Origin of the sequence: Kribbella sp. NPDC023855 (assembly GCF_040639475.1) — a bacterium.
Classification (GTDB): Bacteria; Actinomycetota; Actinomycetes; order Propionibacteriales; family Kribbellaceae; genus Kribbella.
In genome coordinates this window covers 424269-450488 of sequence record NZ_JBFAAA010000003.1, presented here as the reverse complement: position 1 = coordinate 450488, position 26220 = coordinate 424269, and the positions used below count along the sequence as shown (strand labels likewise).

At 68.1% G+C, this 26220-nt stretch carries 26 protein-coding genes; 17 read left to right on the top strand and 9 right to left on the bottom strand.

The features are described 5' to 3' along the window. Window positions 1-8: 8 nt before the first annotated feature. The 3 genes from AB0F51_RS12970 to AB0F51_RS12960 form a co-directional block, all read right to left on the bottom strand. The gene (locus AB0F51_RS12970; RefSeq protein ID WP_360278472.1) at window positions 9-770 is read right to left on the bottom strand and encodes an ABC transporter permease; all 762 of its coding nucleotides are present in this window, start codon (window positions 768-770) and stop codon (window positions 9-11) included. Further along, on the bottom strand, window positions 770-1753 hold the full coding sequence (locus AB0F51_RS12965; protein WP_360278470.1) for an ATP-binding cassette domain-containing protein: 984 nt from the start codon (window positions 1751-1753) through the stop codon (window positions 770-772). The genes AB0F51_RS12970 and AB0F51_RS12965 overlap by 1 nt, the downstream gene beginning before the upstream one ends. Window positions 1754-1818: 65 nt before the next feature. Next, window positions 1819-2445 carry a PadR family transcriptional regulator gene (locus AB0F51_RS12960; RefSeq protein WP_360278468.1) on the bottom strand — a complete coding sequence of 209 codons (627 nt, stop codon included), beginning with the start codon at window positions 2443-2445 and terminating at the stop codon, window positions 1819-1821. Between the two features lie 47 nt (window positions 2446-2492). On the opposite strand from AB0F51_RS12960, the gene AB0F51_RS12955 reads away from it, so the two are divergent. Both AB0F51_RS12955 and AB0F51_RS12950 read left to right on the top strand, forming a co-directional pair. Then, entirely contained in the window at window positions 2493-3326 is an 834-nt protein-coding gene (locus tag AB0F51_RS12955) for a GNAT family N-acetyltransferase (protein WP_360278465.1), read from the top strand. Then, on the top strand, window positions 3323-4186 hold the full coding sequence (locus AB0F51_RS12950; RefSeq protein ID WP_360278462.1) for a GNAT family N-acetyltransferase: 864 nt from the start codon (window positions 3323-3325) through the stop codon (window positions 4184-4186). Before AB0F51_RS12955 ends, AB0F51_RS12950 begins: the two co-directional genes overlap by 4 nt. Here the strand turns inward: AB0F51_RS12950 and AB0F51_RS12945 are convergent. The 6 genes from AB0F51_RS12945 to AB0F51_RS12920 form a co-directional block, all read right to left on the bottom strand. Then, window positions 4151-4774 (bottom strand): response regulator transcription factor, encoded by a 624-nt coding sequence (locus AB0F51_RS12945; RefSeq protein ID WP_360278459.1) that lies wholly within the window; start codon window positions 4772-4774, stop codon window positions 4151-4153. The genes AB0F51_RS12950 and AB0F51_RS12945 overlap by 36 nt on opposite strands. Next, complete coding sequence (locus AB0F51_RS12940; RefSeq protein ID WP_360278456.1) at window positions 4771-5949, bottom strand: histidine kinase; 1179 nt, start codon at window positions 5947-5949, stop codon at window positions 4771-4773. Before AB0F51_RS12940 ends, AB0F51_RS12945 begins: the two co-directional genes overlap by 4 nt. Window positions 5950-5971: 22 nt before the next feature. Further along, complete coding sequence (locus tag AB0F51_RS12935; protein ID WP_360278453.1) at window positions 5972-6739, bottom strand: ABC transporter permease; 768 nt, start codon at window positions 6737-6739, stop codon at window positions 5972-5974. Further along, complete coding sequence (locus AB0F51_RS12930) at window positions 6736-7656, bottom strand: ABC transporter ATP-binding protein (protein ID WP_360278451.1); 921 nt, start codon at window positions 7654-7656, stop codon at window positions 6736-6738. The genes AB0F51_RS12935 and AB0F51_RS12930 overlap by 4 nt, the downstream gene beginning before the upstream one ends. Window positions 7657-7723: 67 nt before the next feature. After that, window positions 7724-8344, bottom strand: a complete 621-nt coding sequence (locus AB0F51_RS12925; RefSeq protein WP_360278448.1) for an MBL fold metallo-hydrolase — start codon at window positions 8342-8344, stop codon at window positions 7724-7726. A gap of 2 nt (window positions 8345-8346) precedes the next feature. Next, window positions 8347-9630 carry an isochorismate synthase gene (locus tag AB0F51_RS12920; protein ID WP_360278445.1) on the bottom strand — a complete coding sequence of 428 codons (1284 nt, stop codon included), beginning with the start codon at window positions 9628-9630 and terminating at the stop codon, window positions 8347-8349. Window positions 9631-9937: 307 nt separating this feature from the next. Between AB0F51_RS12920 and AB0F51_RS12915 the strand changes: the two genes are divergently transcribed. The 15 genes from AB0F51_RS12915 to AB0F51_RS12845 all read left to right on the top strand — a co-directional run bounded on the left by AB0F51_RS12915 (window position 9938) and on the right by AB0F51_RS12845 (window position 26214). After that, window positions 9938-10636 carry a demethylmenaquinone methyltransferase gene (locus AB0F51_RS12915; protein WP_360278442.1) on the top strand — a complete coding sequence of 233 codons (699 nt, stop codon included), beginning with the start codon at window positions 9938-9940 and terminating at the stop codon, window positions 10634-10636. Between the two features lie 149 nt (window positions 10637-10785). Continuing rightward, window positions 10786-12099 carry a geranylgeranyl reductase family protein gene (locus AB0F51_RS12910; RefSeq protein ID WP_360278439.1) on the top strand — a complete coding sequence of 438 codons (1314 nt, stop codon included), beginning with the start codon at window positions 10786-10788 and terminating at the stop codon, window positions 12097-12099. A gap of 136 nt (window positions 12100-12235) precedes the next feature. Beyond that, complete coding sequence (locus AB0F51_RS12905) at window positions 12236-12595, top strand: NADH-quinone oxidoreductase subunit A (RefSeq protein WP_360278437.1); 360 nt, start codon at window positions 12236-12238, stop codon at window positions 12593-12595. A gap of 3 nt (window positions 12596-12598) precedes the next feature. Continuing rightward, complete coding sequence (locus AB0F51_RS12900) at window positions 12599-13153, top strand: NADH-quinone oxidoreductase subunit B family protein (RefSeq protein WP_360278434.1); 555 nt, start codon at window positions 12599-12601, stop codon at window positions 13151-13153. After that, a complete protein-coding gene (locus tag AB0F51_RS12895) occupies window positions 13150-13857 on the top strand; it encodes an NADH-quinone oxidoreductase subunit C (RefSeq protein ID WP_360278432.1) in 708 nt (235 codons plus the stop codon). The genes AB0F51_RS12900 and AB0F51_RS12895 overlap by 4 nt, the downstream gene beginning before the upstream one ends. After that, entirely contained in the window at window positions 13857-15194 is a 1338-nt protein-coding gene (locus AB0F51_RS12890) for an NADH-quinone oxidoreductase subunit D (protein WP_360278429.1), read from the top strand. Before AB0F51_RS12895 ends, AB0F51_RS12890 begins: the two co-directional genes overlap by 1 nt. Beyond that, window positions 15195-16007, top strand: coding sequence for an NADH-quinone oxidoreductase subunit NuoE (gene nuoE, locus AB0F51_RS12885; RefSeq protein WP_360278426.1), 813 nt, complete (start codon window positions 15195-15197; stop codon window positions 16005-16007). Next, window positions 16004-17311 carry an NADH-quinone oxidoreductase subunit NuoF gene (gene nuoF, locus AB0F51_RS12880; protein WP_360279721.1) on the top strand — a complete coding sequence of 436 codons (1308 nt, stop codon included), beginning with the start codon at window positions 16004-16006 and terminating at the stop codon, window positions 17309-17311. The genes nuoE and nuoF overlap by 4 nt, the downstream gene beginning before the upstream one ends. Beyond that, window positions 17308-19740, top strand: coding sequence for an NADH-quinone oxidoreductase subunit G (locus tag AB0F51_RS12875; protein WP_360278423.1), 2433 nt, complete (start codon window positions 17308-17310; stop codon window positions 19738-19740). Before nuoF ends, AB0F51_RS12875 begins: the two co-directional genes overlap by 4 nt. Then, entirely contained in the window at window positions 19737-21080 is a 1344-nt protein-coding gene (nuoH, locus tag AB0F51_RS12870) for an NADH-quinone oxidoreductase subunit NuoH (RefSeq protein WP_360278420.1), read from the top strand. Before AB0F51_RS12875 ends, nuoH begins: the two co-directional genes overlap by 4 nt. Beyond that, the gene (gene nuoI, locus AB0F51_RS12865; protein ID WP_360278417.1) at window positions 21049-21669 is read left to right on the top strand and encodes an NADH-quinone oxidoreductase subunit NuoI; all 621 of its coding nucleotides are present in this window, start codon (window positions 21049-21051) and stop codon (window positions 21667-21669) included. The genes nuoH and nuoI overlap by 32 nt, the downstream gene beginning before the upstream one ends. 35 nt (window positions 21670-21704) lie before the next feature. Further along, window positions 21705-22514, top strand: a complete 810-nt coding sequence (locus AB0F51_RS12860) for an NADH-quinone oxidoreductase subunit J (RefSeq protein ID WP_360279718.1) — start codon at window positions 21705-21707, stop codon at window positions 22512-22514. Next, the gene (gene nuoK, locus AB0F51_RS12855) at window positions 22511-22810 is read left to right on the top strand and encodes an NADH-quinone oxidoreductase subunit NuoK (protein WP_020391937.1); all 300 of its coding nucleotides are present in this window, start codon (window positions 22511-22513) and stop codon (window positions 22808-22810) included. The genes AB0F51_RS12860 and nuoK overlap by 4 nt, the downstream gene beginning before the upstream one ends. A gap of 12 nt (window positions 22811-22822) precedes the next feature. Then, window positions 22823-24694, top strand: coding sequence for an NADH-quinone oxidoreductase subunit L (gene nuoL, locus AB0F51_RS12850; protein WP_360278414.1), 1872 nt, complete (start codon window positions 22823-22825; stop codon window positions 24692-24694). After that, window positions 24691-26214 carry an NADH-quinone oxidoreductase subunit M gene (locus AB0F51_RS12845; RefSeq protein ID WP_360278411.1) on the top strand — a complete coding sequence of 508 codons (1524 nt, stop codon included), beginning with the start codon at window positions 24691-24693 and terminating at the stop codon, window positions 26212-26214. Before nuoL ends, AB0F51_RS12845 begins: the two co-directional genes overlap by 4 nt. Window positions 26215-26220: the final 6 nt, after the last annotated feature.

Below are 26220 nucleotides of genomic sequence, written 5' to 3'. Positions count from 1 at the left end.
GATGAACGCTAGGCGGATTCCTTCCGGAAGGTCCGCGCGCCGACGGTCAGGCCGATGACGGTGAGCAGGACCACCCAGAACAGGCCCCACAGGGACGCGCTGCTGGCGATGTCGCCGCGGAAGAGGGCGCGGACGCCGTTCACCACGTGCTTGAGCGGGCTGATGTCCGACAACCGCTGCAACCAGGTCGGGCCGATCTGCATCGGGAGCAGGATGCCCGACAGCAGCAGGAGCGGCATGGCGATGCCGTTGAGCAGCGGCGCCAGGGCGTCCTCGCTCTTGGTGATGAGCGCGACGGAGTACGAGAGCGAGGCGAAGGTCGCGCCGAGCAGAGCGACGATCACCAGCGACAGCAGTACGCCGTCCCAGGGTGCGCGCAGGCCGAGCGGCAGGGCGGCCAGCAGCAACAGGACCGACTGTACGACGAGGACCACCACGTCCCGTAGTACGCGGCCTGCCATCAGTGCGATGCGCGAGGCCGGGGTGACCCGGTCGGCCTCGATCACGCCGGCCCGGTACTCCGCGATCAGGCCGAAGCCGACGAACATCGCGCCGAACATGCCGAGCTGGACGATCAGGCCGGGAATGAACACCTGGTAGGCGTTCGTGGTCGCGCCCTCGCTGATCGTCGAGGTGATCGGCTTGAGCAGCGGGCCGAACAGGAACAGGTACATCAGCGGCTGGCTGAGCATCAGGATGGACCACATCGGGTTGCGCAGCGACAGCCGCATCGCGCGGTTGAAGACGATCCAGGTTTCGCGCAGCACCATCACGCGACCTCCTTCTCTTCTTCCGCGGGGGTGTCCTCGTCGCGCAGCGAGCGCCCGGTCATGGTCAGGAAGACGTCGTCCAGGGTCGGCCGGTGCACCTCGACGCCGTTCAGCTCGATGCCCTGGGCATCGATCGAGCGGAGCAGGGACGGCAGCACCGAACCACCCTTGGGGATCCGGAAGGCGACCACGTCACCGTCGATCTCGACCGCGACCGCGCCGGGAAGTTCGGCCACGATCTTGGTCACCGGGGTGGCCTGCGTCTCGTCGACCAGGCTGAGCCGGACCGCGTCGCCGGAGACCTGCTGCTTGAGCTCCTCCGGCTTGCCGGCGGCAACGATCTTGCCGTGGTCGATGACCAGGATCCGGTCGCAGAGCGCGTCGGCCTCGTCCAGGTAGTGGGTGGTCAGGAAGATCGTCGCGCCGCGCTCGCGCAGCCTGCGGATGTGCTCCCAGAGGTTCGCTCGCGCCTGCGGGTCGAGTCCGGTGGTCGGCTCGTCCAGGAAGATCAGCTTGGGGTCGTGGATCAGCCCCATCACGATGTCGAGCCGGCGCCGCTGGCCACCCGACAGAGTCTTGCACTGGCGTCGCCACAGGCCGGGCAGGTCCAGCTGCTCGAACAGGGCCTGGCCGTCGGCGGCTGCCTTCTTCTTGTCCACGCCGTACAGCCGGGCGTGGTCGACCACCTCGTCGCCGGCGATCGCCTCGGGCAGGGTCGACCCGCTCTGCGGGACGTAGCCGATCCGCCGGCGGACGCCGACCGGGTCCTTCGCCAGGTCGCAACCGGCGACGGTCGCGGTGCCGCTGGTCGGCTTGATCAGGGTGGCGAGCATCCGCATGGTGGTGGTCTTGCCGGCCCCGTTCGGGCCGAGGAAGCCGACGATCTCCCCGTCGGCGACATCCAGGTCTACCCCCTGCACGGCCTGCACCGGCCCGCGCTTGGTCTTGAAGGTGCGGACGAGTCCGCGAGCTTCGATCATCATGCCGACCAGTCTCAATCAGTCAACCTTGAATAGTCAACATTGACTAAATCGGCGAACTCGATACCTCAGTTCGGCGGGTCCGGGATGACGCCCCAGTGCGTGGTCGTGCCCGGTGGCGGCTGCCAGGACGGCGGCTCGCCCGCGAACGCGTACTCGCCGTCGGCGATCCGCTGCCGGAACTCCTTGGTCCACTCCAGCTCGCCCCGGTCGCGCGCCATCGAGACGCGGAACATCTCGACCACGTGGTTCGGGGTGGCGGGGTCCTCCAGGATCTGGCGCTCCTTGAACGGTTCGAGCTTGGCGAGCTGCTCCAGCTGGACGATCCGGGACTCCAGTGCGGCCAGCACCTCGTCGCGGCGCAGCGACCACATGAAGCTGAGGGCGGCCTGCATCACGCCCGGCTGGAAGCCGTCGACGTTCCACAACGCGGCCCGCAGCAGCGAGATGTACTCCATCTCCCCGTCCGCCGTCAGCTTGTACGACGTCCGGCCGGGCTTGTTGCCTTCACCCTCCTCCAGCTCCACCAGGTAGCCGTGCTTGGCCAGCGTGCGCAGGCCGGTGTAGACGGAGCCGGGGTTGATGTTCGCCCACTGATCCACCTTCCAGGTCATCAGCTCGCGCCGCAGCTGATAGCCGTAGGCGGGCTGGAAGATCCGGACGACCCCGAGCAGGAGCAACCGCGTGGTGGACATAAAACGCAGTGTAAATTCACGCCGCCCCGGCCGTAGAGTTGCCGGGCATGAGCGTACGGGTGACGAACGATCCAGCCGAGTTCCAGGCGACCACCTTCGCCTTCCTGGAGCGCGACCCGGTGCTGCACACCATCCTGATGACCAACGTCGCGGAACGCGCCGCCGGCAGCTACCCCGCCACGGAGACCGAGCCCTCGTACTACGTCTCCGTCCACGACGACTCCGGTGAGGTGGTGGGCGCCACGATGCGCACCCCCAACCGCCCGATCCACCTCGGCTCGCTGCGCGAGGACCTGGCGATCGAAGTGGCCGACGCGTACGCCGAACTGCTTCCCGACGCCCCCGGCGTGGCCGGCGACCGCGTGGCGGCGACCAGCTTCGCGAACCGCTGGAGTGAACTGCACGGCACCACCTGGACCGAAACCCGTGCCGTCCGGCTGCACAAACTGATCGAGCTGAACCAGCTCGAGGCCGAAGGCGAGCCCCGCCGGATGACGGAGTCCGACCTCCAGCGTGCCGCCGAATGGAACACCGACGGTTTCGCGACCGAGTCGCCGACGCCGGACCTGGTCTGGGCCAGGCATCAGCTCGAGTCAGGCGCGCTGTGGTTCTGGCAGGTCGACGGAGTGCCGGTGAGCATGGCGTCGTACCACCTGCCGCTGTTCGGGGTCTGCCGGGTCGGCCCGGTCTACACCCCGCCCGAACACCGCGGCAACGGGTACGCCGGGGCCCTGACCGCGCACGTCACCGCGCAAATCCTTGCTCAGGGCAACCAGGCTTGCCTCTACACCGATCTCGCCAACCGCACGTCCAACAAGCTCTACGCCCGCATCGGCTACACCCCCGTCGCCGACGCCATCGACCTCACCTTCAGCTCATGAGAATCCGGACAACCAGCGACCCCGCTGAATTCAAGGCGACGGTTTTCCCTTCTCTGCAAGCCGATCCGATCCTCCACACGTCCTTGCTCAGCAATGTCGAGGACAGGGTCAACGGCATCATGCACGACCCGGCATCGCCGGTGTTCCTGTCCGTCCATGACGACCACGACGCCGTCATCGGCGCGGTCTTCTGCAGTGCATCCCGAGGTATCCAGCTCGGCGCTCTCCCCGACACCCTGGTCCCAGTGATCGTCGACGTCTGCGCCGACCTGGCACCGAACCCCGACGAGATCGGCGGTACTGCGAGCGCCGCGCGACGGCTGGCCGAGTTGCTTGCCGCGCGCAACGGCAAGACTCCGCGGCAGACGCAGGGAATCCGGCTGCACAAGCTCGACGAGTTCGTGGCGCTCAAGGCCGACGGTGCTCCTCGGCGGGCTGTAGCGGCGGACGTCGAGGTCATCGCGGCCTTGATGCCCGGCTACCGAGCCGACGTCGGGCATGGTCTGCCACCCGCTGAGGAAGAGGGCTGGGCGCGCACCAGGATCGAGCGGGGCAGGCTGTGGGTCTGGGAGAACGAAGGCCGGGTGGTGAGTGTGGTCGGGCATCAGGCGACGCTCTTCGGCGCGACCAGAGTCGGTCCGGTCTACACCCCGCCGCGCGACCGCGGTCGCGGTTACGCGGGTGCACTCACCGCGCACGTCACCCGGCAGTTGCTGGACGCCGGTTCCCAGGTGTGCTTGCACACCGATCTCGCCAACCCGACGTCCAACAAGATCTACGCCGCCATCGGCTACCGGCCGCTGGTCGACCTGGTTGTCTACCGGCTAGATCCAGCCGTGGGTGCGGGCGAGTTGGACTGATTCGTGGCGGTTGCTGGTGCCGAGCTTGGTGGCTGCGGACGACAGGTAGTTGCGGACGGTGCCGGGGGAGAGGGATGCGCGCTCGGCGATCTGTTCGATCGGGGCGCCGTCGGCGGCGTATTCGAGGACCTCGGCTTCGCGGGGAGTCAGCGGGTTGTCACCGGCGCTGATGGCTTCGGCGGCGAGCTCCGGGTCGACGTACCGGCCGCCGGCGTGGATCGTGCGGATGACGTCGGCGAAGACGTGCGCCGACACAGTCTTCGGTAGGAAGCCGCGAGCACCGGCCGCCAGTGCCTGCTTCAGATAGCCGGGCCGGCCGTGGCCGGTGACGATCACGCAGGTGCACTCCGGCAGTTCCTTGTGCAGCGCCTCGACTACACCGATTCCGCCCATCGCCGACGACGCAGCCAGTCCGGGCATCTGAAGATCCAGTACTGCGACGTCCGGCCGGTGCAACCGCGCCATGGCCACTGCCTCGTCGGCGGATGCTGCCTGGCCGACCACCTCCAGGTCGTCCTCCAGCGACAGCAGGGCGGCGAGTGCGGTCCTGATCAGGTTCTCGTCGTCGGCGAGCAGCAGCCGGATCACGCGACCACCGGCAGCCGCGCGACCAGGACGAACCGCCCTGGAGGATTATCGACCGTCAGGGTCCCGCCGAGCTCAGCGAGCCGCTCGCGCAGACCGGTGATCCCCATGCCGCCGCCGTTGGAGGTGCTGGAGCTCACGCCGTCATTGTCCATCCGCAGCACGGTCCCGGCGGGGCTGTGATCCAGCTCGATCTTGCAGGTGGTGGCGTTGGTGTGCCGGATGACGTTCGTGGTGCCCTCTCGGACGACCCAGCCCAGAGCTGCCTGCGTGGCGGGCAGCAGGGCCGAGCCGTCACCGATCACCCGGCAGTTGACCCCTGCGGACCGGAGTACCGACTGGGCGCCGGCCAGCTCGGTGGTGAGGTCCGTGGCGCGGTAGCCACCGACCACGGCTCGCATCTCGCGGAGGGAGTCGTGGGCGATCCGGCGTACGTCCAGCATCTGCTCCGCAGCTTTGGGGTCACCACGGTTGGCGAGGGCAGCGGCAAGCTCACTCTGTACTGCGACCAGCGACAGGTTGCGGCCGAGCGTGTCGTGCAGGTCTCGCCCGAAACGCAGCCGCTCCTCGGCGATCGCCAGTTGGGCGGTCAGCGCCCTGGAGCGGTCGATCTCCCAGCCGAGGCTGAGCGTCCAAACCGTGATGCGGCAGGCGAACACGATGCAGCCCAGCGAATAGGCGTTCACGAGGGCCGGCCCCACCCGGACCGACAGCGCGCCGTTCACCACGGCTCCCAGCAGGATGAGGGCGAGGAGAGCCGACGGCCGCAGCATCGGGGTCAGCGCGAAAAGCAGGGCGCCCACCAGCAGCACGATCGTCAGGTCGCGGATCCCTGAGTCTTCACCGGTCCACCGGAAGGATGGGAACGCGAGAGCCGCCGCCGGAACTCCTGCGACGGTCAGGGCCACGGCGGTCGCCACCAGGCGATTGCTCACTCGCGTCCCGCCCAAGTACTGCGCGATGCCGGCCCGGAGTACGAGCAGGTTCACCACAGTGTGCGCAAGCGCGATGAGCAGGAAGACGACCACTGCGGCAGGCCTGAAGTCCCGGGTGCCGAAGGTGATCAGCAGCGCGAGGAAGAACTCCGCGCAACACAGGGCGTACAGCGGCCAGCGCAGGCTGATGTCGAAGCGCTCGGCTCTGCTGCGGTTCAGCCACCAGCGCGGGACGGGCACCATAGTGATCAGCCTGTCACGATGGTCAACGGCGTGGCTCCCAACGGAACCAGCGGCGCGTCGCCAGACCGCCCACGACCACCCAAGCGAGCAGGACAAGCAGAGGCCGTACTGCGGGTCCGAACGACCCGGCGAAGTCCACAGTGCTCCCGTCGGCGACAGTGCCCGAGAGCCCGAGTCGCAGGAGTTCCACTACCGGTGTGAGCGGCAGCAGCCTGGCCAGCTGCTCCAGAGGCTCCGAGAGATCGGCGAGGGGGAAGTAGAGGCCGCTGAAGGTCAGCGGGATGACCAGCAATGGCGTCGTCGTCAGCTGGGCCATCTCCACGCTGCTGGTCAGTGCTGTGGTTGCAGTCGCCAGGAGGACGAACACGAGCGAACCGAGCATCAGGGCGAGGATGATGAGCGGAGGGTTCACCAGTAGCGGGAGGCCGAACAGTGCGGCGCTTGTGACAGCGGCCAGCACGGCCTGACCCCAGGCGATCGCCACTGCGGGTGTCGCAGTACCGGCCAGGATCTGCAGGTCTGTCGCCTCGCCCGTGCGTAGCCGCTTGAGCATGAGCTCCTCGCGACGGGCGACCAGCGCCGTGACGAGGTGGTAGTAGACGAAGAGATTCAAAGCCACCGCACTCACGGTGACGACAATCGCCACCCCCGGATCGGCAGCCACCGCAGCCATCAACTCCGCCGACGACCGCAACCCAAGGACTACGGCGACCGGGAGCCCGACCGCGATCAGGACCGCCAGGGGATTGCGCCGCAGTAGCAAGGCTTCCGACCAGGCCAATGACCTCATGCGAGCACTCCCTGATCAGATTCGGCGATGCTTAGGAAGGCTTCTTCCAGGGAGGCTGGGCGGGCGGTGAGTTCTTCCAGGTTGAGGTCGTTGCGGGCTGCCCAGGTGAGTAGTGCTGTGAGGGTGGGCTGGAGGTTCTCGGTGTCGAGGACCACGTGGGTTCCGTTGATTGTGGCAACTACTTCTGGCAGGGGTGGGAGGGTTGCGTCGGTGGGGAGGTGGAAGGTGATGCGGGCTGGGCGGATGGCGGCTATTTCGGGTGGGGTGCCTAGGGCGACGATGCGGCCGTGGTGCAGGATCGCGAGGCGGTCGGCCAGCTCGGCGGCTTCGGCCAGGTAGTGGGTGGTGAGCAGGATCGTCGTACCGGAATGCAGCAGGTGGGACATCAGTTGCCAGGTGTGCTGCCGGTGCTCCGGGTCGAGGCCCGCGGTCGGTTCGTCGAGGAACAAGAGGTCGGGATGGCCGGCGATCGCCAGGGCCAGGCTGAGCCGTTGACGCTCCCCGCCGGACAGCTGGCGGACCCGGACGCCTGCCCTGCCGGTCAACTCGACAAGCTCCAGGATCTCCCCGGCCGGGCGCGGATTGCTGAGCGTGCCGGTCCACATCTTGACGGTCTCAGCGACAGTCAGGTCGGCGGCGAAACCCCTGTCCTGCAACATGATTCCGGTCCGCGGCCGGACGGCTCGCCGTTCGCGGTACGGGTCGTGGCCGAACACCCGGACGGTCCCGGAGGTCGGCCGGGCGAGACCCTCGAGCACCTCGAGCGTCGAGGTCTTGCCCGCACCGTTGGTGCCGAGCAGCGCGAAGAGCTCACCCCGCCGGACCGAGAAGTCGATACCCCGAACAGCGTCGTACGCCGGTCGGCCGGCGTACCGGCGGGTGAGCCGGTCGACCTGGATGATCGCTGATTCGTCCATACGAACCAGCTTGGTGGCCGGGCGGCGGCCGGTGGTGTGCAGCTGTCACCGGTAGTGGTGACAAATGTCAGTTGACCTCGACAGAGTCGCCCGGGGTGACGAGCAGGAACGGCCGGCCGCCCTGGCCGTCGAGGAAGCGCTTCGCCTGGCCCTGACCGACCGCGCTCAGCGGTGCCTCGTGGATGCCGATGGTCTGCTCGGCCTGGACGGCGCGCGCGTACTCGACGGCCGGCGGCAGTGAGAACCACGGACCACCGATCGGCACCAGGTTCGTGTGCACCTTGCGGTCCGGCTGGGTGAAAGAGTCGCCCGGGTGGTAGACCGCGTCCTCGATCAGAAAACCGACATTGACGCACGGAACACCCAGCTCCGGCAGGATCACCGCGTGATCCTTGCCGTAGGCACGGACCGCGAAACCGGCCGCCTCGAAAACGTCGCCATCGGCAACGACCTGGACCCGCTCGGCCAGCTCACCGGCCCGCGCGGCGACCCCGGCGTTGGTCCAGATCGGGGCGTCCACGTGCTTCAGCCGGTCGACGTCGAAATGGTCCGGGTGCTCGTGCGTGACCAGGATCGCGTCAACACCCTCGAACGCCGCATCCTCGGCGAAATTGCCCGGATCGACCAGCAGGACCTTGCCGTCCTTCTCCAGCGTGACGCAGGCATGCGAGTACTTGGTGAGCTTCACAGTCAGTCTCCCAGCGCATCTCTCATCGGTACGAGCTTGGCGTTCGTCTCGGCCAGTTCGGCCTCCGGGTCGGAGCCCGCGACGATGCCGGCACCGGCGAACAGCCGCATCCGGGTCGGGTCCTCGGGATCGGCCTGGCCGCACCGCAGCGCGATGCACCACTCACCGTCGCCGGCCGCGTCCATCCAGCCGACCGGCCCGCTGAACCGGCCCCGGGGCATCCCCTCGATCTCGCCGATCACGTCCCGGGCGACGTCGGTCGGCGTACCGCAGACCGCCGCGGACGGGTGCAGTGCGGCGGCCAGGCCGAGTGCGGAAGCGCCGTTGGCCGCGACGCCGGCGACGTCGGAGGCCAGGTGCATCACGTTCGGCAGGTGCAGCACGAACGGGGTCTCGGGCACGTTCATCGACTTGCAGTGCGGCTTCAACGCGTCGGCCACCGAGCGGACCGCGAACTCGTGCTCCTCGAGATCCTTGCTAGACCGAGCCAGCGACGCGGCCAGCGCCAGGTCGTGCGCGTCGTCACCAGTACGACGGATCGTGCCCGCCAGCACACGCGAAGTGATCAGCCCTTTTTCACGGCGTACCAGCAGTTCGGGGGTGGCGCCGATCAGGCCGTCGACCGAGAAGGTCCAGCAGTTCGGGTACGCCGCCGCCAGCCGGCGCAGCGGCCAGCGCAGGTCGATCGGGTTGGGTGAGATCGCGATCAGGTCGCGCGCGAGCACCACCTTCTCCAGCTCACCGCTGGTGATCCGCTTGACCGCGTCGGCGACGATGCCCGCCCACTCGGTACCGGACCGCGCACCGTCGGCGAAGGCGACCGCACCGACCGGATCCGGCTCGTACGACGTCAGCTCCGGCGGCGCGGCCAGCGAGCTCGCCCCGGAGATCGTGGTCACCCAGGTGATGCCACCGCGCCGGCCGACGATCACCTCCGGCACCACCAGCTCACTGGCGTCGGAGTCGGTGAACCCGAACGACCCGAAGCAGACCAGTCCAGAGCCTGGTACGCCGATCTCGTCCCGCACCACGGCGCTGGCGGTGAGCTCCTTCCACCATTGCTGTGCCTCGGCGAACCGGTTGCTACCGGCAACGTCCAGCCGGGCGGCGACGCCCCAGCCGACGTGCCCGTCGCCCCGGCGTACCCAGGCCAGCCCGCCGGTCGGCGGCAGATGGTCCATCAGGGCGGCGGCGACGCCCTCGACCCGCTGGCTGCGAACCACCAGCCGCGGTGCCGGCTCGGCACCGGACAGGGAACCGGGTCGGACCGGGTCAGACAAGCTCACGGCAACACTCCTCGCTCGCTTCCCGGCCCCGGGTCTCGATGGCCGGCCGGCTCATTGGAGATTCGCTCACGAGATGCAAGCGTAGGCCGCCCGAATGTCCAGCGAATTTCGGCGCCTGTCAGAGCCGTGATCAACCTCGCGTACTACACCGCCCTCCGCACACCATCTCCGGTGTCCAGGCACGCACCTCGCGGCGTTGGAGGGAAGGCCACGATGAACACCGCATCGAGGCCTTCCCTCCGCCTTGCGATGCACGCACCTGGACACCGGAGCTGGCGCACGGAGAGCGGTGCAGCACACTAGACAGGTGACCAGGGCGGACTTGAGCAAACAACCCGAGCAAGTGGCCGCGATGTTCGACAACGTGGCCGAGGGCTACGACCGGACCAACGCGGTCGCCACGATGGGGCTGGAGAAGGCCTACTGGCGGCCGCAGACACTGGCTGCGATCGGGCCGCGACCGGGGATGAAAATCCTCGACCTGGCCGCCGGAACCGGCGCGTCCAGCGTGAAGCTGCGCGAGGCCGGGGCCGAGGTGGTCTCGTGCGACTTCTCGGTCGGCATGCTCCGGGTCGGCAAGCGCCGGTACCCCGAGCTGGACCTGGTGGCCGGTGACGCGTTGCGGCTGCCGTTCGCGGACGAGACGTTCGACGTGGTCACCATCTCCTGGGCGCTGCGCAACGTGGTCGACGTCACGGTCGCGCTGACCGAGATGCTCCGGGTGACCAAACCGGGCGGCCGGCTGGTGGTGCTGGAGAACTCGCACCCGACCTGGAAGCCGTTCCGGATCGCCTACCTCAAGTACATGATGCGAGCCGTCCCGGTGGTCGCGAAGGCGGTCTCGACGAACCCCGACGCCTACGAGTACCTGGCCGAGTCGGTCCGCGCCTGGCCGGCCCAGATCCCCCTGGCGAACACGATCGAGGCAGCCGGCTGGACCCAGGTCCAGTGGCGCAACCTGACCGGCGGCCTGGTAGCAATCCACCGCGGCGTGAAGCCTCGTTAATTACGCAAGGAAAAGTGCGCATAAATCGGTTGCAGGGAAGGGGTTCCGGGCCGGTTTCGTGTCCAAGTCAGGCAGTCCTAGACTGTCGGATGACCAGGCCTCGTGAATCCCTTCACGAGTGACGCAGCCAACCTCCAGGCCGGGATGAGATGAGCCAGAGCGAGCCGTTCAGGCAGCAGGCCGAGACCGCTGATGTGATCGTTGTCGGTGCCGGACCCGCAGGCTCGGCGGCCGCCTACCATCTGGCGAACGCCGGTCTCGACGTACTGCTGCTGGAGAAGACCGCCTTTCCGCGCGAGAAGGTGTGTGGCGACGGCCTCACCCCGCGGGGGACCAAGCAGCTGATCAACATGGGCATCGACATCTCGCCCGAGGCAGGCTGGATCAAGAACTACGGCCTGCGGATCCAAGGCGCCGGGCACCAGTTGCAGCTCGACTGGCCCGACCTGGCCAGCCACCCGAACTACGGGCTGACCCGCAACCGGATGGACTTCGACGACATGCTGGCCCGCCAGGCCGTCAAGGCCGGCGCCCAGTTGCGCGAGCGGACCAACGTGACCGCGCCGATCCTGGACGACAAGGGCTTCATCGTCGGTGTCACCGCCAAGCCGGTCGACGACAACGGCCGCCGGGCCGGTGACGACATCGAGTTCCGCGCGCCGCTGGTGATGGCCGCCGATGGCAACTCGTCGCGGCTGAGCGTCGCGATGGGCCTGCACAAGCGCGACGACCGCCCGATGGGCGTCGCCGTGCGCACCTACTTCACCAGCCCGCGCCACGACGACGACTACCTCGAGTCATGGCTGGAGCTGTGGGCCGACGACCCGCAGCACCCGGGTCAGCGCAACCTGCTGCCGGGGTACGGCTGGATCTTCGGGATGGGCGACGGCACGGTCAACGTCGGCCTCGGCATCCTGAACACCTCCGACGCGTTCGGCAAGGTCGACTACGCCGACCTGCTGAAGCAGTGGCTGAAGAACACCCCGGACGAGTGGCAGTTCCGCGACGAGTTCCAGACCATCCCGATCCGCGGGGCGGCGCTGCCGATGGGCTTCAACCGGCAGCCGCACTACACCCGCGGCCTGATGCTGCTCGGCGACGCGGGCGGGATGGTGAACCCGTTCAACGGCGAGGGCATCCCGTACGCGATGGAGTCCGGATCGTTCGCCGCCGAGGTCGCCGCCCAGGCGCTGCGCCGGCAACCGCACCAGCGCGAGCGCGCGCTGTCGGCGTACCCGAAGGCGCTGAAGCAGGAGTACGGCGGGTACTACACGCTCGGCCGGGTGTTCGTGAAGCTGATCGGCAACCCGGAGGTGATGCGGCTGTGCACGAAGTACGGACTGCCGCGCACCACCTTGATGAAGTTCACCCTGAAACTGCTGGCCAACCTCACCGACCCGCGCGACGGCGACGTGATGGACAAGATCATCAACGGTCTCACCAAGGTCGTCCCGGCCGCCTGATCGGTGGGGCGCGTGAGGTGAGACACAGCGGTACTGGTAACACAGTGCTGCACCGCAACAGGGCAGTGACGCAGTACACCGAGTAGGCAACCGACCCACGCAGTACGGACGAAAGTTTGGAGGGAGCACCCCCAAGATGCACCCTTACGTACCGATCCTCATCCTCGGTGTGCTCGCGACGATCTTCGTTGCGGGCACCTTGGTGACGAGCGCGATCGTAGGCCCGCGGCGCTACAACCGGGCCAAGCTCGACTCGTACGAGTGCGGCATCGAACCGACGCCGCAGCCGGTCGGTGGTGGGCGCTTCCCGGTGAAGTACTACATCACCGCGATGCTCTTCATCGTCTTCGACATCGAGATCATCTTCCTCTACCCCTGGGCCGTCGCCTTCGACCAGATGGCGCTGTTCGGGCTGATCGAGATGGTCATCTTCATCGTTACCGTCTTCGTCGCGTACGCCTACGTGTGGCGCCGCGGCGGACTGGAGTGGGACTGACCTATGGGTGCTGAGGAACAACTTCCGGCCGGCGTCTTGCTGACGACCGTCGAGGGCCTGTTCGGCTACATGCGCAAGGCGTCGTTGTGGCCGGCAACCTTCGGGCTGGCCTGCTGCGCGATCGAGATGATGACGACCGGTGCCCCGCGCTACGACGCGGCCCGGTTCGGCATGGAGGTCTTCCGCGCCTCGCCGCGGCAGGCCGACCTGATGATCGTGGCCGGCCGGGTGAGCCAGAAGATGGCCCCCGTCCTGCGCCAGATCTACGACCAGATGCCGAACCCGAAGTGGGTGCTGGCGATGGGTGTCTGCGCCTCGTCGGGCGGCATGTTCAACAACTACGCGATCGTGCAGGGTGTCGACCACGTCGTACCGGTGGACATGTACCTGCCCGGCTGCCCGCCGCGGCCGGAGATGCTGCTGGACGCGTTCCTCAAGCTGCACGAGGACATCCAGCAGGGCAAGCTCGGCGCGCACAAGCGGGAACTGCAGGCCGAGCAGGAGGCCGCGGCACTGACCGCGTCCCCGACTCTCGAGATGAAGGGGCTGCTCCGGTGAGTGACCACCAGCCTGAGAACCTTCCGGCGACCGCGCCCGGTGGCGACGCTCAGACGCCGGCGGCCGAGGTCATCGACCAGCGCGAGGGCATGTTCGGCGTCCGCGGCACCGGTGACACCTCCGGCTTCGGCGGCCTGCGCCGCCAGGTCGCGCTGCCGGGCGGATCGGCCAAGCCGTACGGCGGCTGGTTCGACGCCGCCACCGAGAAGCTGGAGAGCCTGGTCGGCGACGGCGCGATCGAGAAGGTCGTGGTCGCGCACGGCGAGCTGACCCTGCACGTCGCCCGCGAGCGGCTGGTCGAGGTCGCCCAGCACATCCGGGACGACGCGGACCTGCGGTTCGAGTTCTGCTCCGGTGTCTCGGGTGTGCACTACCCGAACGAGACCGGCCGCGAGCTGCACGCCGTCTACCACCTGCTCTCGATCACCCACAACCGGCGGATCCGGCTGGAGGTGTCCTGCCCGGACACCGACCCGCACATCCCGTCGATCGTGTCGGTGTACCCGGCCAACGACTGGCACGAGCGCGAGACCTGGGACTTCTTCGGCATCATCTTCGACGGACACCCGGCCCTGACCCGGATCCAGATGCCCGACGACTGGCCCGGCCACCCGCAACGCAAGGACTACCCGCTCGGCGGCATCGACGTCGAGTACAAGGGCGCCGTCATCCCGCCGCCCGACACGCGGAGGTCTTACAACTGATGACCACGACAGATCCGTACGCGACGACTCGCGACACCACCGAGGGCAAGGTCTTCACCGTCACCGGTCAGGACTGGGACTCGGTCGTGTCCGGCCTGGGCGACGAGCCCGAAGAGCGCATCGTCGTCAACATGGGCCCGCAGCACCCGTCCACCCACGGCGTGCTCCGGCTGATCCTCGAGATCGAGGGGGAGACGGTGACCGAGGCCCGCTGCGGCATCGGCTACCTGCACACCGGTATCGAGAAGAACATGGAGTTCCGCTCCTGGACGCAGGGCGTCACGTTCTGCACCCGGATGGACTACCTGTCGCCGTTCTACAACGAGACGGCGTACTGCCTCGCGGTCGAGCGGCTGCTCGGGATCGAGGACCAGATCCCGGAGAAGGCCAACGTGATGCGGGTGCTCCTGATGGAGCTCAACCGGATCAGCAGCCACCTGGTCTGCATCGCCACCGGTGGGATGGAGATCGGCGCGCTCACCGTGATGACGATCGGCTTCCGCGAGCGGGAGATGACGCTCGACCTGTTCGAGCTGATCACCGGCCTGCGGATGAACCACGCGTTCATCCGGCCGGGCGGCGTCGCGCAGGACCTGCCGCCGGGCGCGCTGGACAAGATCCGGGACTACATCACCTGGATGAACAAGCACCTGCCCGAGTACGCCGAGCTGTGCAACGCGAACCCGATCTTCAAGGCGCGCCTGCAGGACGTCGGCTACCTGGACCTGACCGGCTGCATGGCGCTGGGCATCTCCGGCCCGCCGCTGCGCGCCACCGGCTACGGCCTGGACCTGCGCAAGACCCAGCCGTACTGCGGGTACGAGACCTACGACTTCGACGTACCGACCTGGGACACCGCCGACTCGTACGGCCGGTTCCGGGTCCGGTTGCAGGAGATGCACGAGTCGCTGAAGATCGTCGAGCAGTGCGCCGACCGGCTGGCCAAGATGGAGGGCGAGCCGGTGATGGTGGCCGACAAGAAGATCGGCTGGCCGAGCCAGCTGGCCGTCGGCAACGACGGGATGGGCAACTCCCTCGACCACATCAAGCACATCATGGGTGAGTCGATGGAGGCACTGATCCATCACTTCAAGCTGGTCACCGAGGGCTTCCGGGTACCGGCCGGCCAGGCCTACGTGGCGATCGAGTCGCCGCGCGGCGAACTGGGCTGCCACCTGGTCTCCGACGGCGGCACCAAGCCGTACCGGGCGCACTTCCGCGACCCGTCGTTCGCAAACCTGCAGGCGATGCCGATCCTGTGCGAGGGCTCACAGGTCGCCGACGTGATCGTCGCCGTCGCCAGCCTTGACCCGGTGATGGGTGGAGTGGACCGATAGATGGCTGACACAACCGTTCCCTACAGCACAGGCGACTCGCTGATCGGTGAGACCACGATCGCCGAGATGCGCGAGCTGGCCGCCCGGTACCCGGTCGGCCGCTCGGCCCTGCTGCCGATGCTGCACCTGGTGCAGTCGGTCGAGGGCCGGATCACCCCCGAGGGCATCGAGGCCTGCGCGCAGGTGCTCGGCCTGACCGGCGCCGAGGTGTCGGCGGTGGCGACCTTCTACACGATGTACAAGCGCCGCCCGGTCGGCGACTACCACGTCGGGGTCTGCACCAACACGCTGTGCGCGATCATGGGCGGCGACCTGATCTTCGAGCGGCTCAAGCAGCACCTCGACGTCGGCAACGACGAGACCACCGAGGACGGCAAGATCACCCTCGAGCACCTCGAGTGCAACGCGGCCTGCGACTACGCGCCGGTGATGATGGTGAACTGGGAGTTCTTCGACGACATGACGCCGGAGTCGGCGACCCAGCTGGTCGACGACCTGCGCGACGGCACCGAGGTGAAGTCGCCGCGGGGCGCCACGATCTGCACCTGGAAGGAAGCCGAGCGCGTGCTGGCCGGCTTCCCCGACGGCCGTGCCGACGAGGGCCCGACCGGTGGCAAGGCGACGCTGGCCGGTCTGCGGCTGGCCCGCGAGCGCAACTGGACCGCGCCGGAAGGCACCCACTCCCGGCGCGGCAACGGCGCCGCCGCCGAGCAGACCGTTTCCGCCGAGGCCGCTTCCGGGCCCCGTCCGGAAGACCAGCCAGGCAAGGAATCCCAGGCCGTGCACACCGACGACAGCCGCAAGGAGGACTGACCGTGCTCACTCCCGTGCTGTCCGACAACTGGGACCAGATCCGGTCCTGGCAACTGGCCTCCTACCAGCGCTCCGGCGGGTACGACGCGCTGCGCACCGCGCTGCGGATGCAGCCGGCCGACGTGGTCACCGCGGTCAAGGACTCCGGCCTGCGTGGCCGGGGTGGCGCGGGCTTCCCGACCGGGATGAAGTGGTCGTTCATCCCGCAGGACAACCCGAAGCCGAAGTACCTGGTGGTGAACGCCGACGAGTCCGAGCCGGGCACCTGCAAGGACATCCCGCTGATGCTCGCCTCGCCGCACACGCTGGTCGAGGGCGTCATCATCTCGGCGTACGCGATCAACGCGAACACCGCGTTCATCTACGTCCGCGGTGAGGTGCTGCACGTCATCCGCCGGCTCCAGCAGGCGGTGGCCGAGGCCAAGGAAGCCGGCCTGATCGGCACCAACATCCTCGGGTCCGGTTACGACATCGACGTCATCGTGCACGCCGGCGCCGGTGCCTACATCTGTGGTGAAGAGACCGCCCTGCTCGACTCGCTGGAAGGTCGTCGTGGTCAACCCCGGCTGCGTCCTCCGTTCCCCGCGGTGGCCGGCCTGTACGGCTGCCCCACTGTCATCAACAACGTCGAGTCGATCGCGTCTGTTCCCTCGATCATCAACAACGGCGCCGACTGGTTCGGCTCGATGGGCACCGAGAAGTCCAAGGGCCCGACGATCTACTCGCTGTCCGGCCACGTCACCCGGCCCGGTCAGTACGAGGCGCCGATGGGGATCACGCTGCGGCAGCTGCTCGAGCTGGCCGGCGGGATCCGCGAGGGTCACGAGCTGAAGTTCTGGACCCCTGGTGGGTCCTCGACGCCGCTGCTGACCGCCGAGCACCTCGACGTACCGCTGGACTACGAAGGCGTGTCGGGGGCCGGGTCGCTGCTCGGCACCAAGGCGCTGCAGATCTTCGACGAGACCACCTGCCCGGTGCGGGCCACGCTGCGCTGGACCGAGTTCTACAAGCACGAGTCCTGCGGCAAGTGCACCCCGTGCCGTGAGGGCACCTGGTGGCTGGTGCAGATCCTGGAGCGGCTGGAGGCCGGTCAGGGCGACGAGTCCGACCTCGAGACCCTGCTGGACCTGAGCGACAACATCACCGGCCGGTCGTTCTGCGCGCTGGCCGACGGTGCCACCGCGCCGATCACCAGCTCGATCCAGCACTTCAAGGACGACTACCTCGCGCACTTCACGAACGGCGGCTGCCCGTTCGACCCGATGTTGTCCACCGTCTTCGCGACCGCTGGAGCAACCGCATGACGATCCAAGCCAATCCGCCGGCCGGCAGCGGCGCCGTGGAGAAGGTCGACCTGGTCACTGTCACCATCGACGACGTCGAGGTGAAGGTCCCGAAGAACAGCCTGGCGATCCGGGCCGCCGAGCAGATCGGCGTCCAGATCCCGCGGTTCTGCGACCACCCGCTGCTCGACCCGGTCGCCGCCTGCCGTCAGTGCCTCGTCGAGGTCGTTGACGCGGGCAACGGCCGGGGGATGCCGAAGCCGCAGACCTCGTGCTCGCTGACCGTTGCCGACGGCATGGTCATCCGGACCCAGATCTCCTCGCCGGTGGCCGACAAGGCCCAGCAGGGACAGATGGAGTTCCTGCTGATCAACCACCCGCTGGACTGCCCGGTCTGCGACAAGGGTGGCGAGTGCCCGCTGCAGAACCAGGCGATGACGAACGGCCGGGGCGAGAGCCGGTTCCACGAGGTGAAGCGGACCTACCCCAAGCCGATCAACATCTCCGACCAGGTGCTGCTGGACCGCGAGCGCTGTGTGCTCTGCGCCCGCTGCACCCGGTTCTCGATGCAGATCGCCGGCGACCCGTTCATCGAGCTGCTCGAGCGGGGCGCGCTGCAGCAGGTCGGCATCTACGAGAAGGAGCCGTTCGAGAGCTACTTCTCCGGCAACACGATCCAGATCTGCCCGGTCGGCGCGCTGACCAGCGCGGCGTACCGGTTCCGGTCCCGGCCGTTCGACCTGGTCTCGGTGCCGTCGGTGGCCGAGCACGACGCGTCCGGTGCGGCGATCCGGGTCGACTACCGGCGCGGAAAGGTGATGCGCCGGCTGGCCGGCGACGACCCCGAGGTGAACGAGGAGTGGATCTCGGACCGGGACCGGTTCGCGTTCAACTACGCGAACACCGGTGACCGGCTGACCCACCCGCTGATCCGCGAGGACGGCGAGCTGCGGGCCGCTTCCTGGCCGGAGGCGCTGGACTTCGCGGCGAAGAAGCTGACCGCCGCGCGCGGCAACGCCGCAGTACTGACTGGTGGCCGGCTCACGCTGGAGGACGCCTACGCGTACTCGAAGTTCGCGCGGGTTGCTCTTGGCACGAACGACATCGACTTCCGGGCCCGGCCGCACTCACCGGAGGAGGCCGACTTCCTGGCCGCCGCGGTGGCCGGCACCGGCCTCGGGACGACGTTCGCCGACCTGGAGAAGGCCGGCTCGGTCCTGCTGGTGGGCTTCGAGCCCGAGGAGGAGTCGCCGTCGGTCTTCCTGCGGCTGCGCAAGGGTGTCCGGTCCAACGGGACCAAGGTGTTCACCGTCGCGCCGTTCGCGTCGCGCGGAGTGGAGAAGCTGTCGGGCGTCGTCGTCCACGGCAGCCCGGGCACCGAGGCCGCGGTACTGAACGATCTTCGTGGTGCGGGCGAGGCCGGCGCCGCGGCGCTGGACGCGCTCGGCGCCGACTCGATCATCGTCGTCGGTGAGCGGCTCGCGTCCGTCCAGGGCGCGTACTCCGCCGCGCTGCGGCTCGCGCTGGACACCGGCGCACAGCTGGTCTGGATCCCGCGTCGTGCGGGTGACCGCGGTGCACTCGAGGCCGGCTGCCTGCCCGGTCTGCTGCCGGGCGGTCGCCTGGTGACGGACGCGGCCGCGCGGGTCGACCTGCAGGCCGCGTGGGGCGTCGAGCACCTGCCCGGCACGGTCGGCAAGGACGCGGGTGAGATTCTCGCCGCGGCCGGATCGCTGCAGGCACTGGTCGTCGCGGGCGTCGAGATCGACGACCTGCCCGACCCGGCGGCGGCCCTGGCCGCGCTGGAAGCCGCGCCGTTCGTGGTCAGCTTCGAGGTCCGCAACTCGCAGGTGACCGAGCACGCCGATGTCGTCTTCCCGGTCGTTCCGCCGGCGGAGAAGAGCGGCACCTTTGTGAACTGGGAGGGTCGCGAGCGGCCGTTCCCCGTTGTCCTCAAGGTGCCGGCCGCGATGCCGGACGTCCGGGCGCTGGCCGCACTGGCCCAACAGATGGACTCCTCGCTCGGCTTCAGCACTCCGGCCGGGGCGAAGAAGGAGTTCGACGAGCTCGGCCGCTGGGACGGCGACCGGGCCGGCGAACCGACGTACCAGCCGGGTCCGGCGCTGGGGGCGTTCGACTCGACCCGGCTGGCGACCTGGCGGATGCTGATCGACGACAGCCGCGGCAACGACGGCGAACCGCACCTGGTCGCGACCGCCCGCCGGCCGGTGGCGCGGATCTCGCAGACCACGGCTCACCGGGTCGGCGTGAACGACGGTGACGAGCTGGTGGTCAGCACCGACGCCGGCTCGATCCGGCTGCCGGTGGTCGTCACCGCGATGTCCGACAACGTCGTGTGGCTGCCGACCAACTCGGCCGACTCGCACGTCAGACGCTCGCTGCACGCAGATCACGGCTCGATCGTGACGATCGCCGGAGGGAACGCATGATCTCGCTCGCTGTGCCGATGGCACCGCCGCCGGACGCCGGGGTCGGCAACGACCCGTGGTGGGTGGTCGGCCTCAAGGTGCTGCTGGTCTTCGTCTTCCTGGTCGTGCTGACCCTGTTCAACATCTGGCTGGAACGCCGCGTGGTGGCCCGGATGCAGCACCGGATCGGCCCGAACGTGCACGGCCCGTTCGGTCTGCTCCAGTCGCTGGCCGACGGCATGAAGCTGATGTTCAAGGAAGACCTGATGCCCAAGGGCGTGGACAAGCTCGTCTACGTCGCGGCCCCGGTGATCGTCTCGATCCCGGCCTTCCTGACCTTCGCGGTGATCCCGTTCGGGCCGACGGTGAAGATCCCCTTCACCGACACCTACACCCGGCTGCAGATCACCGACCTGCCGGTCTCGGTGCTGTACGTGATGGCGATCGCGTCGATCGGCATCTACGGCATCGTGCTCGGCGGCTGGTCCTCGAACTCGACGTACTCGCTGCTCGGTGGTCTGCGCTCCAGCGCGCAGATGATCTCCTACGAGGTCGCGATGGGCCTGGCCCTGGTGACCGTGTTCCTGTTCGCCGGCTCGATGTCCACCTCGGAGATCGTCGGCGCGCAGAGCCACCACCAGACGCTGAACCTGCCCTTCGACATCGACATCCCGATCCCGGGCTGGTACGCCGTCCTGCTGTTCCCGTCGTTCGTGATCTACGTGATCTCGATGATCGGCGAGACCAACCGGGCGCCGTTCGACCTGCCGGAGGCCGAGGGCGAGCTGGTGGCCGGCTTCCTGACCGAGTACTCGTCGATGAAGTACGCGATGTTCTTCCTGGCCGAGTACATCAACATGGCGACGGTGTCCGCGCTGGCCACCACGCTGTTCCTGGGCGGTTGGCAGGCGCCCTGGCCGATCTCGCTGTGGGACGGCGCGAACAGCGGCTACTGGCCGGTGCTGTGGTTCGTCGGCAAGCTGATGGGCTTCATCTTCTTCTACATCTGGCTGCGCGGAACGCTGCCGCGACTGCGCTACGACCAGTTCATGAAGCTGGGCTGGAAGATCCTCATCCCGGTCTCGCTGGGCTGGATCCTGCTGGTCGCCACGGTGCGCGCGATCGGTCGCGAGGTGGACAGCGGCAGCCAGCGCAACTACCTGCTGATCGCGGCCGGCGTCGTCGCGCTGTTCGCGGTGCTCTCGATGTTCCTGCCGCAGAAGAAGACCGACTCCGACGAGCCGGTGGCGGAAGCGGACTTCGACGCGTTCGCCGGGGGCTTCCCGGTGCCGCCACCCCTGGCCGATACCACCAGCCGAAGCGAAACCGATGTTCGCAGCAAGGAAGGAAGCCGTGGCTAGCGTCAAAGAGTCCCTCTGGGATCCGGTCGCCGGGTTCGGGGTCACCTTCCGGACGATGTTCCGCAAGGTGTTCACCGAGCAGTACCCGTTCGACAAGAAGCCGACCGCGCCGCGGTTCCACGGCCGGCACCAGCTGAACCGCTGGCCCGACGGCCTGGAGAAGTGCATCGGCTGCGAGCTGTGCGCCTGGGCCTGCCCGGCGGACGCGATCTACGTCGAGGGTGCGGACAACGCCGACGACTCCGCGGACGGCTCCGGCCGGTTCTCGCCGGGTGAGCGCTACGGCCGCGTCTACCAGATCAACTACCTGCGCTGCATCCTGTGCGGACTCTGCATCGAGGCGTGCCCGACCCGGGCGCTGACGATGACGAATGAGTACGAGCTGGCCGACCGCAGCCGCGAGTCCCTCATCTACGAGAAGAAGGACCTGCTGGCACCGCTGCTGCCGGGCATGCAGGAGCCGCCGCACGAGATGCAGCTCGGCAAGTCTCAGACCGACTACTACCTGGGGCTGACCGGCGCGGCCGTCGTACCGGAGAGCGCTTCGATCCACCCGGACAGCTCGCTGCAGGGCGGTGGCGACAAGTGACCGTCCTCGTCACCGGCGGCCAGGTCGCCTTCTGGATGCTGGCCCCGATCATGGTGCTGGCCGCGATCGCGATGATCCTGGTCCGCAAGGCCGTGCACTCGGCACTGCTGCTGGCCACCGTGATGGTCTGCCTAGCGGTGCAGTACGCCGCGCAGGACGCGCCGTTCCTGTTCGCGGTCCAGATCATCGTCTACACCGGCGCGATCCTGATGCTGTTCCTGTTCGTCCTGATGCTGGTCGGCGTCGACGCGTCCGACTCGCTGGTGGAGACGATCCGCGGTCAGCGCGCGCTGGCCGGACTCGCCTTCCTCGGCATCGCCGTGCTGCTGATCTTCGCGGTCGGCAACGCGAAGTACGGCGACCCGATCGGCCTCGGCCAGGCGCAGCCGGACGGGAACCCGAAGGGGATCGCGCAGCTGCTGTTCGGCAAGTACGTGTTCGCCTTCGAGGTCACCTCGGCGCTGCTGATCACCGCCGCGATGGGCGCGATGATGCTGGCCCACCGCGAGCGGCTGACCAAGAAGCTGACCCAGCGCGACCACGCCGAGGAGCGGATCCGCAAGTACGCCGAAGCCGGCGTGCACCCCGGTCCGCTGCCGACGCCCGGTGTGCTGGCCCGGCACAACGCCGTCGACACGCCGGCCCTGCTGCCCGACGGCTCGATCGCGCCGACCTCGGTTTCGCGGGTGCTGCAGGCACGTGGCACGGTGTTCCCCGAGACCGCGGAGCGCGCGGACGTCGACCTGGTCCGCGAGATCACCGACGGCGACGCGGGCGACGAGGTCCCGCCGGAGCCCACCGGCACGGATCTGACCGGATTCGCCGAAGGAGACGAGAAGAAGTGACGACGGAGCCTTACATCGTCTTGTCGGCGATGTTGTTCAGTATCGGCGCGCTCGGCGTGCTGGTACGGCGCAACGCGATCGTCGTCTTCATGTGCGTGGAACTGATGCTGAACGCGACCAACCTCGCGTTCGTCAGCTTCGCCCGCCAGCACGGCAACCTCGACGGCCAGATCGCCGCCTTCTTCGTGATGGTGGTGGCCGCGGCCGAGGTCGTGATCGGCCTGGCGATCATCATGGCCATCTTCCGCACCCGTCGTTCGGCCTCGGTCGACGACGCCAACCTGCTCAAGTACTGAGGTCGATCACCGATGAGTCATGAGCTGACGTGGCTGCTGGTCGCGATCCCGGCGGTCTCCGCGGCGATCCTGCTGCTTGGTGGCAAGGCCACCAACGCGTGGGGTCACCTGCTGGGGACCGCGGCGTCGCTGGCCTCGTTCGTCTGCGGGGTCCTGCTCTTCTTCCAGATGCAGGGGCTGCACGACGAAGAGCGGTCCGAGACGATCAAGCTGTTCGAGTGGTTCTCGGTCGGCAACGTGCACGTGGACGTGACGTTGCTGGTCGACCAGCTGTCCATCCTGTTCGTGCTGCTGATCACGGGTGTCGGGTCGCTGATCCACATCTACTCGATCGGCTACATGGCCCACGATCCCCGGCGCCGGCGCTTCTTCGGGTACCTGAACCTGTTCATCGCCTCGATGCTGCTGCTGGTCCTGGCCGCCGACTACCTGCTGGTCTTCGTCGGCTGGGAAGGCGTCGGTCTGGCGTCGTACCTGCTGATCGGGTTCTGGCAGCACAAGCACTCGGCCGCGACCGCCGCGAAGAAGGCGTTCGTGGTGAACCGGGTCGGTGACATCGGCCTGTCGCTCGCGGTGATGAGCATGTGGGCGCTGTTCGGCTCCTCGGCCTTCGTCACCGTGAACGCCGGCGTCGAGCACGTCTCCAGCACCTGGGGCACGCTGCTCGGCCTGATGCTGCTGCTGGCCGCCTGCGGTAAGTCCGCGCAGGTCCCGCTGCAGTCCTGGCTGCTGGACGCGATGGAGGGCCCGACCCCGGTGTCGGCGCTGATCCACGCGGCGACGATGGTCACCGCGGGCGTCTACCTGGTGGTCCGCTCGCACGCGATCTACGAGATCACCGACGCGGCCTCGACCGCGGTGGTGATCGTCGGCACGGTGACCGCGCTGGCCGGTGCGATCATCGGTTGCGCCAAGGACGACATCAAGAAGGCGCTGGCCGGTTCGACGATGAGCCAGATCGGCTACATGATGCTCGCCGCGGGTCTCGGCCCGGCCGGGTACGTGTTCGCGATCTTCCACCTGCTCACCCACGGCTTCTTCAAGGCCAACATGTTCCTCGGCGCCGGCTCGGTGATGCACGGTATGAACGACGACGTGAACATGCGCCACTACGGCGGCCTGGCCAAGTACATGAAGATCACCTTCGCGACCTTCGCGTTCGGCTACCTGGCGATCCTCGGCATCCCGCCGTTCGCCGGCTTCTTCAGCAAGGACAAGATCATCGAGGCCGCGTTCGCGGACAACATCGTGATCGGTCTGTGCGCGCTGCTCGGCGCCGGGATCACCGCGTTCTACATGACCCGGCTGATGCTGATGACGTTCTTCGGCGAGAAGCGCTGGGAGAAGGACGTGCACCCGCACGAGTCACCCGCGGTGATGACCGGTCCGCTGGTCGTCCTGGCGGCGCTCTCGCTCGGCGGTGGCGCGCTCTACTTCGCCGGTCACTGGATCGTCGACTGGCTCGAGCCGGTGGTCGGGCACGAGGAGCACCACCCGCCGGTCAGCGCGCTGGTGATGACGCTGATCACCCTCGCGGTGGTTGCCGTCGGCATCGTCATCGCGGTGGTCCTGTACCGCCGCGACATCCCGCGCGAGGCGCCGGTCCGGGTCTCGCCGGCCACCACCTTCGCCCGCCGTGACCTGTACGGCGACGCGCTGAACGAGGCGGTCCTGATGCGCCCGGGCCAGTACCTCACCCGGACGCTGGTCTGGCTGGACAACCGCGGAGTGGACGGTCTGGTCAACGGACTGGCCGCGCTCTTCGGCGGGCTGTCCGGCCGGATGCGCCGGTACCAGACGGGCTTCGTCCGTTCCTACGCACTCAGCATGGTCTTCGGCGCCGCATTCGTGGTCGTCGCCCTCCTCGCGGTGAGGTTGTCGTGAAAATCGGTTGGCTGACCCTGACACTGCTCCTGCCGCTGGCAGGCGCCCTGGTGACGATGGCGGTGCCGAAAACCAAGGCGCTGCTGTCGAAGCAGGTGGCACTGGCGTTCTCTCTCGTCACGCTGGCACTGACCGCCGTGATCGCGGTCGGCTACCACCAGAACGGTGCTGCTGACTACGAGGAGAACTACACCTGGATCAAGGCCTTCGGCGCGCACTACGCGCTCGGCCTGGACGGCGTCGGCATCGTCTTGGTGGTGCTCACCGCACTGCTGACGCCGATCGTGCTGATCGCCTCCTGGAACGACGCGAAGACCGGTCGCTGGAGCGAGAAGTCGTTCTTCGCCTGGATCCTGGCGCTGGAGGCGCTGTCGCTCGGCGTGTTCGCCGCCACCGACGTGTTCCTCTTCTACGTGCTGTTCGAGGCCACGCTGATCCCGATGTACTTCCTGATCGGCGGGTTCGGTGGCGCGCAGCGGTCGTACGCGGCGGTGAAGTTCCTGCTCTACTCGCTGCTCGGCGGTCTGCTGATGCTGGCCTCGGTGGTCGGCCTGTACGTCATCTCGGCCAAGAACGGCGCGCCGTCGTACCTGCTGGCCGACCTGGTCAAGCTCGACCTGAGCCAGAACACCGAACGCTGGCTGTTCCTCGGCTTCTTCTTCGCCTTCGCGGTGAAGGCGCCGATGGTGCCGTTCCACACCTGGCTGCCGGACGCCGCCGCCGAGGCGACCCCCGGTACGTCGGTCCTGCTGGTCGGCATCCTGGACAAGATCGGCACCTTCGGGATGATCCGGTTCTGCCTGGGCCTGTTCCCGAACGCGTCCGAGTGGGCCACCCCGGTCGTCCTGGTGCTGGCCCTGATCAGCGTCCTGTACGGCGCGCTGGTGGCGATCGGCCAGACCGACATCAAGCGGCTGATCGCCTACACCTCGATCTCGCACTTCGGCTTCATCGTGATGGGCATCTTCGCGCTCACCTCGCAGGGCCTGACCGGATCGACGCTGTACATGTTCAACCACGGACTCTCCACCGCGGCGCTGTTCCTGGTCGCCGGGTACCTGATCTCGCGCCGCGGTTCGGCCCGGATCGCGGACTACGGCGGCGTGGAGAAGGTGGCCCCGGTGCTGGCCGGCACCTTCCTGTTCGCCGGTCTGTCCAGCCTGGCGCTGCCCGGCCTGTCGCCGTTCATCTCCGAGTTCATGGTGCTGGCCGGGACGTTCAGCCGGCACAAGGTGATCGCGGTGATCGCGGTGCTCGGCATCGTGCTGGCCGCGCTCTACATCCTGATCATGTACCAACGCCTGATGACCGGCCCGGTCCGCGACGGGGTCGAGAAGCTCAAGGACCTGAACTTCCGTGAGGTGTTCGCGATCGCGCCGCTGGTCGTGCTGATCATCGGCCTCGGCATCTACCCCAAGCCGGTGGTCGACATCATCAAGCCGGCCGTTGAGTCGACGATGCAGCGCGTGGGCGTCACCGACCCGGCCCCGCAGGTTCCCGTGACGGAGGGACAGAAGTGAGTGCAG

Excerpts from the sequence above, each read along its gene's own strand:
- AB0F51_RS12970 (WP_360278472.1), bottom strand. The coding sequence starts at position 770 with ATGGTGCTGCGCGAAACCTGGATCGTCTTCAACCGCGCGATGCGGCTG.
- AB0F51_RS12965 (WP_360278470.1), bottom strand. The coding sequence starts at position 1,753 with ATGATGATCGAAGCTCGCGGACTCGTCCGCACCTTCAAGACCAAGCGC.
- AB0F51_RS12960 (WP_360278468.1), bottom strand. The coding sequence starts at position 2,445 with ATGTCCACCACGCGGTTGCTCCTGCTCGGGGTCGTCCGGATCTTCCAG.
- AB0F51_RS12955 (WP_360278465.1), top strand. The coding sequence starts at position 2,493 with ATGAGCGTACGGGTGACGAACGATCCAGCCGAGTTCCAGGCGACCACC.
- AB0F51_RS12950 (WP_360278462.1), top strand. The coding sequence starts at position 3,323 with ATGAGAATCCGGACAACCAGCGACCCCGCTGAATTCAAGGCGACGGTT.
- AB0F51_RS12940 (WP_360278456.1), bottom strand. The coding sequence starts at position 5,949 with ATGGTGCCCGTCCCGCGCTGGTGGCTGAACCGCAGCAGAGCCGAGCGC.
- AB0F51_RS12935 (WP_360278453.1), bottom strand. The coding sequence starts at position 6,739 with ATGAGGTCATTGGCCTGGTCGGAAGCCTTGCTACTGCGGCGCAATCCC.
- AB0F51_RS12930 (WP_360278451.1), bottom strand. The coding sequence starts at position 7,656 with ATGGACGAATCAGCGATCATCCAGGTCGACCGGCTCACCCGCCGGTAC.
- AB0F51_RS12910 (WP_360278439.1), top strand. The coding sequence starts at position 10,786 with ATGAGCCAGAGCGAGCCGTTCAGGCAGCAGGCCGAGACCGCTGATGTG.
- AB0F51_RS12905 (WP_360278437.1), top strand. The coding sequence starts at position 12,236 with ATGCACCCTTACGTACCGATCCTCATCCTCGGTGTGCTCGCGACGATC.
- AB0F51_RS12900 (WP_360278434.1), top strand. The coding sequence starts at position 12,599 with ATGGGTGCTGAGGAACAACTTCCGGCCGGCGTCTTGCTGACGACCGTC.
- AB0F51_RS12890 (WP_360278429.1), top strand. The coding sequence starts at position 13,857 with ATGACCACGACAGATCCGTACGCGACGACTCGCGACACCACCGAGGGC.
- nuoE (WP_360278426.1), top strand. The coding sequence starts at position 15,195 with ATGGCTGACACAACCGTTCCCTACAGCACAGGCGACTCGCTGATCGGT.
- AB0F51_RS12875 (WP_360278423.1), top strand. The coding sequence starts at position 17,308 with ATGACGATCCAAGCCAATCCGCCGGCCGGCAGCGGCGCCGTGGAGAAG.
- nuoH (WP_360278420.1), top strand. The coding sequence starts at position 19,737 with ATGATCTCGCTCGCTGTGCCGATGGCACCGCCGCCGGACGCCGGGGTC.
- nuoI (WP_360278417.1), top strand. The coding sequence starts at position 21,049 with ATGTTCGCAGCAAGGAAGGAAGCCGTGGCTAGCGTCAAAGAGTCCCTC.
- AB0F51_RS12860 (WP_360279718.1), top strand. The coding sequence starts at position 21,705 with ATGCTGGCCCCGATCATGGTGCTGGCCGCGATCGCGATGATCCTGGTC.
- nuoL (WP_360278414.1), top strand. The coding sequence starts at position 22,823 with ATGAGTCATGAGCTGACGTGGCTGCTGGTCGCGATCCCGGCGGTCTCC.